We start from the raw sequence: 14497 nt of genomic DNA, 5'->3' as shown, positions 1-14497 counted from the left end.
TTACCTCCTTTTCTCTTGATGCCCCATACCCATGACCACTGATTCGCGCAACGCCGCACCGGATGACAACGACGAGATCGACCTGCGCCAGTTGCTTGGCACGCTGGTTGACCACAAGTGGTGGATCATCGGCATCACCGGACTTTTCTTTGTGGTGGCCGCTGCGTACGCGCTGCTGTCCACGCCGATATATCGGGCTGATGCGATCGTACAGGTCGAGCCGAAGGTGCCGTCATTGCCTGGCCTTTCCGACATCAGTCAATCACTCGGGGTCAGTACAGGATCGATTGAAGCCACTACGGAGATCGCTCTGATCACCTCTCGATCGGTGATCGGCAGCGCGGTGAACACGTTGAAGCTCGACATTACCGTGGAGCCCAGTCGTTTCCCGCTGTTGGGCAACTTCTTGGCGCGCCAAGCGGAGAAGTCAGCGCCGGGAGAGCTCGCAGATACGCGTTTCGGACTTGATCGATTCGCTTGGGGCGGCGAGGTCCTTGAGATTTTCCAGCTCGATGTGCCGCGCAAGCTGGTAGGCACGGAGATGACCTTGGTGGCCGGCCAGCGAGGCAATTACGAACTCTTTGACGAAGACAACAATCTTCTTGTCAAAGGTTTGGTAGGGCAGCCGGCGAAGGGGCGCGGCGTGGTCATGCAGGTTGCTCGATTGCAAGCGCATTCCGGTGCGCGCTTCAGCGTTGTCCGTGAGATCCATCTTGCCGTTGTTAATGAGCTTCAGAAAATGGTAGGCGTCGGGGAGTCCGGCAAAGATTCTGGAATACTAAGGCTCTTCTACGACAATGCCGATCCTGTCCTTGCGCGCACCTTCCTGCAGCATGTCGCGCAGGCCTATGTGCGTCAAAACGTAGAACGAAACTCTGCGGAAGCGTCCGCACAGCTGGCCTTCGTGAAAGATGCGCTTCCCAACATCCGTAAGCAGGTGGATGCTGCGCAGAAGGCGCTTACTGCCTACCAGCTGAAAGCAAACTCCGTGGATCTTACTCTTCAGACCAAGGGGCTCTTGGATCAGGAGGTAGCTGTTGAAACAAGCATTCAGCAGCTGCGATTGCAGCAAGCTGAGATGGATCGGAAGTTCACGCGAGACCATCCCGCTTACCAAGCATTGATCCGGCAGATTGGAGATCTGGAAGGGCGCAAAAGTGGGTTCCAGGGGCAAGTAAAGCAGCTTCCAGAAGCTCAGCAGGAGTTGCTCCGGTTGACGCGCGACCTACAGGTCAGTAATGAGATGTATACCGGGATGCTCAACCAGGCACAGCAGCTCGATGTGGCTCGTGCTGGTACTGTGGGCAATGTGCGCATTGTTGACGCTGCCGAAGTGGATGAGACTGAGCCCGTAAAGCCGCGTCGATCAATTATTGTGCTCCTGGGCACCGCGCTTGGACTCGCGCTCTCCATTGCGCTGATTCTGCTTCGACAGTTGCTGAATCGAGGCGTTGAAGATCCAGCTCAGATTGAAGAGTTGGGGTTGCCGGTGTATGCGTCCATTCCGGTGAGTCAGGAGCAGCAGAACGATTCCGTGCGCGGCAAGTTCAAGGCCGACGGCAGATTGCATCTTCTTGCGGTAAAGGATCCAGCAGACCTTGCCATCGAGGCAGTGCGAAGCCTGCGTACAAGCCTCCACTTCGCGCGGCTTGAGGCTAAGAATAACGTCGTCCTCATTTCGGGTTCCAGCCCAAATGCTGGCAAGACCTTCGTATCATCCAACCTCGCTGCTGTCATCGCCCAGGCTGGGCAGCGTGTCTTGATTATTGACGCCGATATGCGAAAAGGTACACTTCACAAGGCCCTGGGCGCGGTCCAGACGCCCGGGCTTTCTAATTTCCTGGTCGGAAAGTCCGATTTTGAGAGCGTCATACGCTCGGTTCCAGAGATTGAGAATCTCAGCTTTATTTCGCGTGGTGACGTTCCGCCAAATCCATCCGAGTTGCTGATGCATGAAAACTTCACGGCGCTGCTTAAGCGTGTGGAGCCTCTCTATGATCTGGTGATTATCGATACCCCGCCGATTCTTGCTGTAACGGATGCCGCAGTCATCGCGCACCATGCGGGAACCTGCCTTCTGGTCGCGCGCTTTGGCTTGAATCAGCCAAAGGAGCTCGCTCTTGCCAAAAAACGATTTGAGCAGAACAACGTTACACTGCGCGGTGCGATCTTCAATGCAGTTGAGCGGCGGGCAGCCGGATATTATAGCTACGGTTATTACGAATACAAGTCGACTAACTGAGCCATGCCGAGTTTTGCGACCGCAAAGTAACAGGTAATGACTTGCGGCGCTTGATGATTCGGCATTCGGTCGAGTGATTGGCAAACGTGCGTAGGTCGCACAAGGAGACGCCCGTTGAAGAATATTTCCATGGGCCAGTATGAATCGAGTGACCTAGCAATGTACTTCAAAGGCAAGAGCGGCGGATGGCCTCTCAGGAGAAGCAAGTACAACGTGTGCTATACACAGTCGATCCCCGAGTGCTTGGAAGTTAGCTGGTGAGCGCATTCAGTAATGCGCGCTGGGTAGCTCTTGCCCAAGGTTCCAAGATACTCGCCCAAGTAGCGGTGGTGTTCGTGCTTGCGCGATTGATGTCGCCCGCCGAGTACGGAGCTGTCGCGATGGCCACGATCGTGACGAGCTTCGCGATGTTGTTCCGTGACATGGGCGTTTCGTCCGCTGTAATCCAGCGCCCGGACCTCACTGAGGTAACGAAGCAAGCTGCTTTCAGAATCGCGACCTTCGGCGGAATTGCCATCGCGGCTTTCGTCTGTATGGCCGCACCGATGGCTTCAGCGTACTTTCGCACCCCCGTGCTTTTGCCCGTCCTGCTGCTCATAAGCGTCGCGTTCCCTCTTTCAGGCCTAACCTCGGTCCATCAAGCATTGCTTGAGCGGGATTCGCTCTTCAGAGTGGTCGCGCGCATTGAGGTAGTGTCGAACATCAGTGGAGTGATCGCAGCGATAACGACCGCGCTTCTGGGTGGAGGTGTATTCAGTCTCGCGGCACTGGTGGTTGTCACGGCTGCTCTTAATTCCATCCAGTTTTTCTGGGCGGTGACTTGGCGGCCGAAGAGAGTCGTATCAGTAGCGCTACTGGAGTACCGGCAAGTCTTGTCTTTCAGTGCGAATGTCATAGGGTTTAACTTCGTGAACTATTTCGCACGAAATTCCGACTCTCTGATAATCGGTCGGCTCTATAGCCCGGCAGTGCTCGGCGCTTACTCGCTCGCCTACCGGATCATGCTTTTCCCGCTACAGAGCCTCACTTTCGTCGCAACCAGGGCTTTGTTTCCTGTGCTGACGCTGCGCTATAGGGAAGGTCAGCCTCTGGCCGGGCCTTACTTGGATGTTGTGCGCGCGATCGCTTTGGTCGTGGCGCCCCTGATGGCTGGATTGTTCATACTCAGAGAAAGCATCGTTCCGCTTGTTTTCGGTGAAGGCTGGGGTCTGGTGATAACGCTTCTCGCATGGTTTGCCCCCACCGGGTTTCTCCAATCGATAATGAGCGTTTCCGGCGTTGTCTTCATGGCCGTCAATCAGCCCCGCTTGCTTTTCCGCCTCGGTATCTTTGGCGCCATCCTCCAGGTCGCCGCGTTCGCCTTGGCTGCTCCTGATGGCGTAGAGCGCATGGCGCAGTATTATCTCGTAGCGAACATCGTGAACTTCGTGCCCGTCATCTATCTGTGCACGAAGGTTGTTGGTGCGAGCATTGGCCAAGTTGTGAAGATAATGCTGGCAGCATCCTTCTGCGCATTTTTCATGATGCTATCCGTTTACTTCACACCTGGCCTCAGCAAATTCATGCCTTCAACACCTTGGATAGATGTTGCTGCGAAGATCGCTGTTGGAGTGATTAGTTACGCTGCGGCGGCCTATGTGTTTGTGCCAACGGTGCGAATTGTTGCGAACGCGCGCGTCATGCGAATGGCGCGGCGATAAGGGAAGGCTCTAGGTATGTATATTATTGTAGCTATTCTCTCTTTGGTGACAGCCTTTAGCATATTTTCGGCCAGGGCGAAGTCCATGGCGCTATATGGGCTTGTTATTTTTTATCTGGGTATTGACTACTCGAACTATCTTTTTCAGCTGGGAGATAGTTTGGCCGGCACTCTGGCGAAGTCCTACAAGGAGATGCTCCTTCTTGCTCTTTTGCTGATGGTCTCCTATTCAGCTGCACGACGCAGAGTGCTCGATAGCGATGTTCTTGTCCTGCTGCTGGTGTCTTCAATGCTGCTGCTGTACGGAGGCACACAGAATGGATTCTTCTTGGCTGCTGTAGATTGGCGGGATTCAGTGCTGCCTGTGGTCACTGCCGCTCTGCTTGCAGCATGCGGGCTGCTGGAGGAGCGGAAACTGGAGCGGTTGCTAATGCTTTTTGCAACTTTGATAGCTGCCAATTCACTTCTGGCCGTGTTCCAGTACTATTCATTCTCGGGAGACTACGAGTCGATCTGGCGCTACGACTTCCTCTTGCAGGAGTCCTTGCGCGCAGATTCCAGTTTCGAAGATCGAATGGTTGAGTACCAGATTGTTCGGGCTGGCGAGCTTCGCTCTTCAGGGCTCTTTGCGAGCGCGCTCCAGTACTCATACTCCGCTGCGCTTTGTTGTTTCTATTTCTATTGCATTGCATGGAGTCGTCTTTCAAAAACGCGATTACTGGCTGCAGTGTTGCCTTTGACCTTGATGGCTGTTTGTGCCATGGGGGTCTATGTAAGCCAGGTAAGGGCCTCCTTGATGATCGTCGTCGTTTCAATCGCCATACACTTCTTCGCGTTCGGCGGAATCAGCGGGAAGCAAAGGGTTGGGCGAGCGTTGTTCATTGGCTTCGGCTGCGTTGCTGCGTTCCTCGTTGCGATCATCTTTTTCTTCAATAGCTTCGATAGTTCGGTGCAAGGCCGCGTGCCCCAGTACGCGTTGCTCATCCAAGAGTTCAGGTTCTTCGGACATGGAGTTGGCGCTTTCCGCGGGAGATTCGATTCCTACTATGTCTATGGCATGTTGACATTTGGCGTCTTGTTCCCGATCTGGATAATTTGGGTCATCAACCTCTATCGAAGATCCTTTCCGAGCAGAAGAGTTGGAGCACGGCAAAGCGGAAATGTTGTGATTCAAGGGTTCATTTTTGCATCAATAATTCCGGCATTGGTTATTGCCTGCTTCCAGCATTTTTCCGCCTCACTGTATTATCAAATGATCTGGCTCATGCTTTTTTCTGCTGTTCGTGCTGCTCGCGGCCGTCGCAGCTCGGCCCTGCATTCGGTTGCTGGACAGTCGGAAGAAATGTCCGCCGGAAATATGCTTCTAAATAAGGCCGAGAGGGGGTTGAGGTGAGAGTACTCGCCATACATCAGAGCTCGGAACTGTACGGTTCGGATCGGAGCTTCCTGGCTGCAGTGGAATCCCTGGCGGCCGACGTTACTACAAAGCGAGAGATTCTTGTCCTCTTGCCAGGGCACGGACCGCTCGCGGACAAGTTAGTTGAAGCGGGAATCGATGTTGAGTACGAGGCGCATGGATATGTGCGGAGAAGTGAGCTCCGATCACCACTGCGATTCGCGCTCTCCATTCTTGGTGGTCTGCGGTCACTCCGGCGGCGTCTAGGTAAGGACGATGTGATTTATGTGAACACGCTGGTCTGCTTGTCAGCGATCCTCCTGGGCGCTGTCGCGCGAAACCGCCTGATCGTCCACGTGCGCGAAATTCCGCGCCCTCGGGAAGCTGTGTTGTTCAGGTGGCTCCTGAAGTTCACGCGTGCCGAGATTGTGTACAACTCTAACGCCACCATGGAAGCGATCGGTGTCGTGGGCTCTGTTGTATATAACGGCGTGGACGCACCCGAACCGGCTTCGGCCGAATCAACACTAATAAACGGCACCGGCGTTGATGAGGCTGAGTCGAGGCTTCGGCTGCTCGTGCTCGGCAGAATCAATGCTTGGAAGGGGCAGGAGCTTGCGCTCAGTGCTCTAGCCCTAGTTGAGCGAGTGATTGAGCTGCGTATTGTTGGCTCTGCAATCGAAGCGCAGAAGCATCTTGAAGTACAACTTAAAGCTCAGGCGTCTGAACTGACGAATAGAGTGAGCGTTGAATTCCATGAGTTTTGCGACGATCCCTCGCCACACCTTGCTTGGTGCGACTATGTGCTGGTTCCGTCGACGCTACCAGAGCCATTCGGACGTGTCGCCATTGAAGGAATGTCATTCGGCAAACCTGTGATCGGTTCCGCGCACGGAGGCTTGATGGAGATTGTCAGGCATGGAAAGAATGGATATCTCTTTGCACCTGGTAGCTCATCGTCATTGTCTGAAATCATCTCCGTCCTGCCCTCTGTCGACAGCAGGTCTTACCTTGAACTGAGCAGCGAGGCAAGTGCGGATTTCATGGCCCGCTTCTCCACTGCATCGTATGCGAAAGCCTTGGTCAACGTGTTCGTAGAAAAGAGATCTAATTAGTCATGAAGCCGACTCTTCGTATACTTGGTATCCGCGGTGTGCCCGCAGCACACGGTGGCTTTGAGACCTTCGCGGAATACCTGGCGCTCTATCTTGTACAGCGCGGCTGGCGAGTGATCGTCTACTGTCAGGAGGGTGGCGGGGGGGCGACGGTGAACGATATGTGGAATGGGATCGAACGAGTCCGTATTCCGGTCAGTGCGAGGGGTGCCGCAGGAACGATCGTTTTCGACTGGCTCTCGATAGTTGATGCCTCGCGCTTCAGTGATCTGTGCTTGACACTCGGGTACAACACAGCAATTTTCACCGCGGTCCTGAAGGCGAAAGGGCTGAAGAACGTCATCAACATGGATGGCATCGAATGGGCTCGTGCAAAGTGGGGGCCATTGGCGAAGGCATGGTTCTATATCAACGAGCGGGCAGGGTGCTTGCTTGGCGATCACCTGATAGCCGATCATCCGGAGATAAAGGCGCACCTCGCAACCCGAGCGTCAGCTTCGAAGATTACGACGATTGCGTATGGGGCGGAAGAGATTGGGTATGCGGACCCTGATCGCGTCAGGGCGCTTGGGCTTGAGCCTGGCACGTTTCTGACGGTAATCGCGAGAGCTGAACCCGAGAACTCAGTCCTTGAGATTGTGCAGGGATTCTCCAAGAAATCGCGTTCCCATAAGCTTGTGGTACTAGGTGCTTATAATCCAGACAACTCCTACCACAAGCGGGTTATGGACAGCGCCGGCACTGATGTCGTCTTTTTGGGTGCAATCTACGACAGAGCAATCGTACAGGCGCTCAGATTCCATTCAGTTGCCTACGTCCACGGCCATCAGGTTGGTGGCACCAACCCCTCGTTGGTCGAGGCGATGGGGGCAGGAAATGCTGTCATCGCTCACGACAACAAGTTCAACCGCTGGGTTGCTGGTCAAGGTGCAAAGTATTTTGACAGTGCGGACTCTTTCGGACAGGTGATCGATGAGCTTGATTCACTTCGTGATGATTTGGACCGAATGGCGCGCGAGTCGAAGATTCGGTTTGAGGAGGAGTTCACCTGGGCTAAAATACTGCGGCAGTACGAGCAGCTCCTAGAGCAGTGGCTTGATGAGAATGCTGCAGCCGGCGGAAGGCATGGCTCGGGATCGCAGGCGAGCGGCCGCCGATGAAGTTTCACATTCTAGTGGTTCTTTACAAGACGTCACCGGGTGAATCTCGCACACTAAGCTCGCTTGCGCGTGCCGGCCAAGAAGATGATCGTCTCTCGGGGCGATTGACAGTGTGGGATAATAGCCCTGCTCCATATGGGCCGGCTGCACTCGACTGTCTTGATTTCGGCCAACTGGACGTTGTTTATAGATCCTGCCCTGAGAATGCACCCCTTTCCTTGGTCTACAATACCGTCCTTACTGGTATGGATCTCGATTGCGCGGTTATCCTGGATCAGGATTCGGATCTGCCGGTCGACTATTTTTCTCACTGCAGACGATCTCTGAGCGCCCAACCTGGCGTCCCTCTTCACCTTCCGATCGTCAAGTCTCATGGTCTCGTCGTGAGCCCTGGCAGGCTGATGTTCTTCAAGGGAAAGCATGTCAAGAACCCGCAGTCGGGTTTGCGGAAAGCGCGCGGGATGCTCGCGATCACGAGCGGCATGGTGCTTTCAAGAAGCTACCTGCAGGTGCCTCGGTTCGACGAGCGCTTGAATCTATATGGCATCGATACCAAGTTCATGATCAATCTTGCGGATGCTGATGAAGGCGTAGTGGTCATGCCGGTAGTCCTCGATCACGACACTGCTCTGTGGTCAGACATAAGTGCGGATGCTATGTTGTTCAGGGCGAAATCATTGGTTGCGTCTTGGCATGTTGTTTTCGAGAGCAGGCCCATAGCCTCATGCTTGGCGGGTATATACGCTAGATTCTTTATGGCAAAGTTGGCAGTGAAGTACAGGGATATGCGGTTTTTAAAGAGTTAATTACTTTAGGCGTCTTGGGAATCTCATGTCTTTTTTTACAAGCATTGGGTCGGCGTTCTCGTTGCGGTTCAAACTGGATGACCGAATCCCGCTGAGTTATAAGATTGGGTTGGCTATCGAGCACCTCTTCAGCTTGGCCAGAGGGTTCCTGACCTTTGGCGTACGCAAGCGTTTGTTCACTCCGGTGTTCAGAGGAAGAGGGGCCTCGATTAGATGTGGGTCGCTGGTCAGCCTGGGTCGTGGGGTCAGGTTAGGTCGCTTCTCATTGGTCGACGGCTTGAGTTCACGCGGTGCTTCGCTGGGTGACGGTGCAAAGCTTGGTGATTTCAGCAGAATCGTCTGCTCGGGTAGCCTCGGCAACCTGGGCGTCGGCGTGGTTATAGGCCATAGAGTGGGCATCGGCGAGTATTCTCGCCTTGGAGGCTCCGGTGGGGTGTTCATTGGCGATGACACCATCATCGGCCAGTACTTCAGCGCACATCCAGAGAATCATAATTTTCTTGATAAGTCCACGCTGATCCGGCTTCAGGGCACGGAGCGGGCGGAAATCGTGGTGGGCCCAAACTGTTGGATCGGCGCAAAGGTCACGCTTTTGGCCGGGGCAACGATCGGTCACTCATCTGTTGTGGCAGCCGGCAGTGTTGTTAATTCTAGTTTCCCGCCTTACTCCGTGATCGGTGGAGTTCCCGCGCGGTTGCTGAAGAGCTATTGATGGTCTTCGAGAGGCGCTCGGCATGTTGCCGGGCGGCCCGTATGGCCTCACTGCCTCGTTGAAGGGTCGCCCGCTGCGGAAATCTGCAGGCACAAGCTGAAGCATGCACAGCTGGTGCCCTTGGTGCGAACGGCATTAGGAGTTCCGCCGTTCGTGGCTCCGCGTACGCCTGCTGCGCGTAGCGTGCATGCGGTGATGTTCGGCTGAGCCGCGTCAGTGCTGATCCGCACTGGTGGGTTCGTGGCGCCTGTTCTAGTCGAGTGCGTCAACACATGGCCGAGGAGTTCTACATGGGAGCGGGCCAGATTCAAGGTGGCTGCAGTCACTGGATTGCACTGCGCTGAAGTCTGATTGGGCGGACGGTTGCGGCTGTCCATGCATCAAGATGTATGTAGCCCCCCGTGCGCCTTCAGACGTGCCGAAGCACGTCCGATGCCACAGACTGCCCTAGAGCTCCGATTGGCGAGCATTTTACGCTTATGCCGGCTTGGTTCGACATGACGCGCGCCGATGGACGGGTCCAAGCCCAGTGAGCCGGCACCTAACGTTGCAGGCGTTTTTCGCTGGTTCGCAGCGTTGGCTGACGACGGGTGCTGCCCGTTCATTATTGCTGTTGGTCAGTCGTCAATTTGATCTATATTTTCATAAAAGTACCGCGTGTCACGTTCGCCGGTCAAATTGTAGAGTTGATACTTGCGAGCTAGCATGGCCGCACCATCTCTGATCAGAGGGTTCCACGTAATCGTCGCTCTCGCGCCAGTGGATCGTGGGAGAACGTTGTCGAGCGGTATGCTGAAATAAATGCCTTTATCGAAGCTTCCTTCGCCGAAATCTCTGGAAGAAACATTGGTCTTCGATGCAAACGCGCCCATTGTCATGCCATTGGGAAACACCCTGGCAATGTTGAGCGTTGCTCCATAGTCTCCGGCGAGGTATCGCCCGGCGCTCAGAGATGCAATGACGCGCTCTTGCCTGTCGAAAGAGTAATAGAGCGTCGCGTGACCGGTAGTTACGGAATAATCTCTCAGGCCAAAGTGCTGGTCGTAGTCTCGCTGCTTTACCCAGTTAAGGTTCGCACCGAGGGCCCACGGCTCACCAACAGGGCGATAAAGAATTTCTCCGCCTACACCCGCAAACATCCATTCCAGATAGCCCGCGTAGGCTATGGAGTACAGGTCCCGTCCAAGCCTCCGCGTGACATTGAGCTGTAGGTTTGGAAGCGTCAAATCAGACGTAGTCGTGTACTGCCGCAGGTCAGTTCGAACTTTCGGAAGGAAGCTGGGTGCGTCGTATTTGAACTTATTATAGTTGTTCAGCAAATCCTGGCTGGCCGTTCCCGTTAACCAGAAGCCGGGTGTCAGGAAATAGGTTGCGCTGTAGTTGGCTGCAATCTGATAGAGGATGAAGCCGTCTGGCCCGCCTATGTTCTGGCGGTATCCAACATTGAAGCCGCCGCCGAATTTTCTCACCTTAGGTGCGTAGACATCTCTGACCGGGTTCGTATCTGGTGCGGAGATGGCAGTACTGCGTTTCAGGGTGGATTGTTCCAGGGTCCCTTCAATGTATTTTTCCAGCGACTCTCGTCTTATGGACGAATCAACGATAGGCAGCCCAAGACGCTCGGTTCTGACCGAGTGCCAGTCATACGAATCTCCGAGTTCCGAAGATAGTACGCGGGAGACCCTGCCCAAGCTCTTGGCGCTATTCGTGAAGCGGGTCTGATATCCGCTCACCAGCAGTTCGCCATCTCGCTCAGATATCTTGGTTACTCGGAATGCAGCATCAGACCGCAGCTTCGTAGATACTTCCGCCCACTTTGCTTCTTTGTCGTCACTCTGGTCGGGAGTCGGCGCAGTCTTGTGTTCGATGCGCGCTGGCGGTGGGTCGAATGGTTTGGGTGATGGAGAAGCATGTCCAGGATTGCCTCTCAAGGCGATAGAGAACATTGCTGCGTCGCCGCGCTCCCAAGCGGCGGTCAGTTCAACGTTCTTATTCGGAACAAACACCAAGCCGAAATTCAGCGGCGTGGTCTGTCGCAGGTTGCTTCCGCGCGGTTCGTTCTTGTAATCATTACCATCGTACTCGACCTTTACAATCAGTGAATCCCAGACGGTTTGATAGGACACGCCTCCGAAAACGCCCACTCGCCCACGAAACATTGCGTCTGCCCCAAACTTGCCGGCGTTGACAATGGCGCTGGTTGGAACGGGGCGTGACTCGAATCGATCATCGATAATGCTTAGAGGATTTGAAAAATCCCCGCGATTACCGATGTATCCGGTAGCAAATCCGAGGGAGGCGTCGAAACGACCAAAGCGTTTACTTGCGACGAGGTACTCGCTGGAAAAGAGCCCTGTACCACCCACGTCGCGGACACCGAAAGCGACCTGTGGAATCCATCGTGATTCAGCCAAGAGGCGAATCTTGAAGTCGATGGACTTGTCCTTGTAATTCTGATCTCCGCTAACCTCCGGAACGCCGTACCTCAAGTTGGAGACGTTGATGTACCGGAAAGAGCTTTCAAGCCACGAGAACGGCTGCATGGTGACGTTGTAGCGACTATAGGGGGAGTTGTGCGACGCCGTGAAGGCAAAGTCGCCGTCTTCCGCCATGCGTGCCGTGGGAGTCTGAAGAAGGCCCACACCGCCCCACTCACTGGCAGTAGGGGGTGGTGCTTCTTGCGCGCAGGCGTTTGTCGCAGTTAGCAACGAAAATGCCACGGCAACAAAAAGATAGGAGCGATTGGGCACGTCAGAGGTTGAGCATCGATTCATCAGGGGCTGACGGCCAGAGTAGAGACAAAGGTGGCAAACTCATCATTGAAATGTACATCGACCTTACGGGCGGCTGACTCTGCTATCGGTATATATATTCTGCCGCCTGGTGAGACGGTTTGGGGGTCGGCGCGGTTCCATGACGCAATTCCATGCCGCGTCACTTGTCCATCTGCCTGGATGATGTAGATGTAATCAGGGTCCGCGCTGGTCTCTTGTCTGCATTCCCTTGCATACTGCGCCGCTACTTTGAGGGGCGAGTGCGTCAAGATGCATGGCGCTTTCACCGCGCCTATCACGTGCACTGTGGTGGGTCGACGTGGGAACTGCAGGCTGTCACCGTCGACTAGTTCAGGGTTGTTTTTCGGCTGGATCTGCATGAGTCGCATGTCAATCGCTTGTCTCACTCGGCCAGTGGCTGGCTGAGTGCCCAGCCATGTAAGCAGTGAGCTGGCTGTGCTGCTGACAGCGGCGGATTCATTGCGCTTTAGTACGCTTAAGTCGTACATCAGTCCTGCTTTCAAACTTTGTTGCTGGAATTCTGCCTCTTTCCGACGAAAGGAGGTGCCAAGTAGGTAGGCGTCAACCAGAGGGGCGGCTGCAGCGATCACGTCTGAAAGTCGCGCGTGATCTTCCAGTCGTTGCGTACCTGGATTATCTACGGCGCCTTCGACCGTTACTTGCGACGCCTCAGCCGAGTGGAGGTAGATGCCGCCAAGCAGCAATGCAGATGCTGCTTTCAGATACAGTGGGTTCATCGCTCAGCTTCCCTTTGGCCGAAAGGGCTTGAGCTGTGTCAACTCTACTCGGTAGCCCGGTGCAAGATACTGAGTGCTTTTCCAGATAAATCCACTTTGCTGGTCTGCCCAGTAGACATTCGTGTGATTCATTCCCGCACCGGAGAGCTCTTCCTCAAAGCGCATCAATGACATGGTCCGTCCAAGGATCTCAACGGGCTCCGCACTCTTCCGAATAAGCGTTCCGACCACTTGCGCTCCCATTTTATATTCAGGCAGCCAGTCGTACTCTCGATTAATCGTGGTGGTTTGCGAAACACTCTGCAGGTGATCGAACGGTGAATCCCCGATTATCCTGCTGGCATAAGTTCGGTTTAGTCCGGTGGTGCCAGTCAATAGGCCGCTGGAGCTCGTGTAAAAGATCGCGTGCGTGCCCGCATACCATACGAGCTCGCCTCTATCGACATGGCCCAGAACGCTGACGGCGCTCACATCATCTGCTTTGAGCTGGAGTTGGGGGTAGCGGTTGGCGGCGACCTGCTGAGCGGTCGCCTGAACGTTTCTGTTCAGGAGCAGCCTGAACGTATCGCTGGTCGCACGACTGCCTGTCGTACAAGCAGTAAGACCACCCGCGAGCAGGAAACACAGCGCAATGCATGACTGCTGGCTCCAGTCGCGCCTCAGTGAAATAAGAGGCCTCTTCCCTTGCGTCATATCAGTTAGTGTCGAGGTCGTTGCGTGCACTAGCCGCGTTGCTGATAATCGAGGTGAACGGCAACAGCTGATTCACGAAGCGGCTCCAGCGTGTCACGCCGGCAGCACCTACGAACACCACATCGCCAGGCAGGAGCTTGAACTGACTGCCTGCTGCGAATGCCGCAGGTGAGCGAGCCGACAACTGATAAATGACCGATGGCTCAGCGAGAAGATCCTTGGCGCCGCGTATCACGTAGACGGCGTTGCCGTTTGAAGTCGTCTGGCTCAGTCCGCGGGCTCTTCCGAGAGCCTGATTGAGCGAAACGTCCCCAGTGCGGAAACTAAATGCGCCGGGCTGACCGACTTCACCCACGACGAAAATTTCTTTGCGATCAAGGAATGGTACGTAGATTGAATCACTTGGCTTGAGGTAAAGCTGCTGCCCGCCGTACTGACTAGCCAGCGCTTCAAGATCAATGGTGTACGTTACTCCGTCTCTACTGAGCTGCACGCCGGATAGATCGGCGCCTGCGGCGCTCAAGCCTGCTTGACTGATCGCATCGGATAACGTCAATGGTGACGTCCCCAAGGAGACGGGAGTCGATTGTTGCGCGGCGCCAGTTACCCAGACGCGCTGACTGCCAAATGTGAGTACCGAGACGTCAACCTGAGGCGATTCGATGTACTTTGCCAGGCGTTTGCCAATTTCTTCCCTGAGCTCACCGGGTGTCTTTCCCGCAGCGTCCACCTTTCCGATGTACGGATAGAATACCGTGCCGTCGCTTTGAACCGCGCGACCGGCAAGATTGGGAGTCTGCTGCGGACCAGCCGGGACGGTCAGCTCGGGATGGTCCCACACAGTAATGTAGAGTGAGTCGCCGACTCCGACACGGTAGGATTCTGGCTTGTATGACAAAAGCGCAGCAGGCAGATTGCGCTGCTTGTCATTGAATGCGTTCATTGCAATCAGCTTTGGAGTGATATCAATCAGTTCCAATCGGCCATCATCGCTTTGATCCTGCCGTGTCAGATCACCCTGGCGCAGATGCTGCCCTGGCGCCCAGATGCAGCCGGGGAGGACGGTGGCAGTCAAGATAGCGACGGCAAGGCTATAACGCATCGTCTTCATGCTTTTCCAAGTTTCCTACAGGCAAAAAAAA

At 54.9% G+C, this 14497-nt stretch carries 11 protein-coding genes; 7 read left to right on the top strand and 4 right to left on the bottom strand.

The annotated features are described in order from the left end of the window. Window positions 1-31 precede the first annotated feature (31 nt). The 7 genes from ABRP17_RS01290 (at window position 32) to ABRP17_RS01260 (ending at window position 9130) form a co-directional block, all read left to right on the top strand. Complete coding sequence (locus ABRP17_RS01290) at window positions 32-2242, top strand: polysaccharide biosynthesis tyrosine autokinase (RefSeq protein ID WP_349985206.1); 2211 nt, start codon at window positions 32-34, stop codon at window positions 2240-2242. Between the two features lie 257 nt (window positions 2243-2499). After that, window positions 2500-3942 carry a lipopolysaccharide biosynthesis protein gene (locus ABRP17_RS01285; protein WP_349985205.1) on the top strand — a complete coding sequence of 481 codons (1443 nt, stop codon included), beginning with the start codon at window positions 2500-2502 and terminating at the stop codon, window positions 3940-3942. A 15-nt stretch (window positions 3943-3957) separates the two neighbouring features. Then, window positions 3958-5334, top strand: a complete 1377-nt coding sequence (locus ABRP17_RS01280; protein ID WP_349985204.1) for a hypothetical protein — start codon at window positions 3958-3960, stop codon at window positions 5332-5334. A 290-nt stretch (window positions 5335-5624) separates the two neighbouring features. Beyond that, window positions 5625-6452 (top strand): glycosyltransferase family 4 protein, encoded by an 828-nt coding sequence (locus ABRP17_RS01275; protein ID WP_349985203.1) that lies wholly within the window; start codon window positions 5625-5627, stop codon window positions 6450-6452. A 2-nt stretch (window positions 6453-6454) separates the two neighbouring features. Then, window positions 6455-7612: a DUF1972 domain-containing protein gene (locus ABRP17_RS01270; RefSeq protein ID WP_349985202.1), complete on the top strand. Its 1158-nt coding sequence runs from the start codon at window positions 6455-6457 to the stop codon at window positions 7610-7612. Then, a complete protein-coding gene (locus ABRP17_RS01265) occupies window positions 7609-8418 on the top strand; it encodes a hypothetical protein (RefSeq protein WP_349985201.1) in 810 nt (269 codons plus the stop codon). Before ABRP17_RS01270 ends, ABRP17_RS01265 begins: the two co-directional genes overlap by 4 nt. A gap of 25 nt (window positions 8419-8443) precedes the next feature. Beyond that, entirely contained in the window at window positions 8444-9130 is a 687-nt protein-coding gene (locus tag ABRP17_RS01260) for an acyltransferase (RefSeq protein ID WP_349985200.1), read from the top strand. Between the two features lie 617 nt (window positions 9131-9747). Here the strand turns inward: ABRP17_RS01260 and ABRP17_RS01255 are convergent. Genes ABRP17_RS01255 through ABRP17_RS01240 form a run of 4 tightly spaced genes read right to left on the bottom strand, consistent with a single transcriptional unit; the run spans window position 9748 to window position 14466 of the window. Further along, the gene (locus tag ABRP17_RS01255; RefSeq protein ID WP_349985199.1) at window positions 9748-11880 is read right to left on the bottom strand and encodes a YjbH domain-containing protein; all 2133 of its coding nucleotides are present in this window, start codon (window positions 11878-11880) and stop codon (window positions 9748-9750) included. 23 nt (window positions 11881-11903) lie between these two features. After that, the gene (locus ABRP17_RS01250; protein ID WP_349985197.1) at window positions 11904-12662 is read right to left on the bottom strand and encodes a capsule biosynthesis GfcC family protein; all 759 of its coding nucleotides are present in this window, start codon (window positions 12660-12662) and stop codon (window positions 11904-11906) included. 3 nt (window positions 12663-12665) lie between these two features. Further along, window positions 12666-13355: a YjbF family lipoprotein gene (locus ABRP17_RS01245; protein ID WP_349985195.1), complete on the bottom strand. Its 690-nt coding sequence runs from the start codon at window positions 13353-13355 to the stop codon at window positions 12666-12668. A gap of 1 nt (window position 13356) precedes the next feature. Beyond that, window positions 13357-14466 carry a polysaccharide biosynthesis/export family protein gene (locus ABRP17_RS01240; protein WP_349985193.1) on the bottom strand — a complete coding sequence of 370 codons (1110 nt, stop codon included), beginning with the start codon at window positions 14464-14466 and terminating at the stop codon, window positions 13357-13359. Window positions 14467-14497 lie beyond the last annotated feature (31 nt).

It is taken from the genome of Stenotrophomonas sp. WHRI 8082 (assembly GCF_040223995.2).
GTDB lineage: Bacteria > Pseudomonadota > Gammaproteobacteria > Xanthomonadales > Xanthomonadaceae > Stenotrophomonas.
This window is presented reverse-complemented; position numbering and strand designations above follow the sequence as displayed.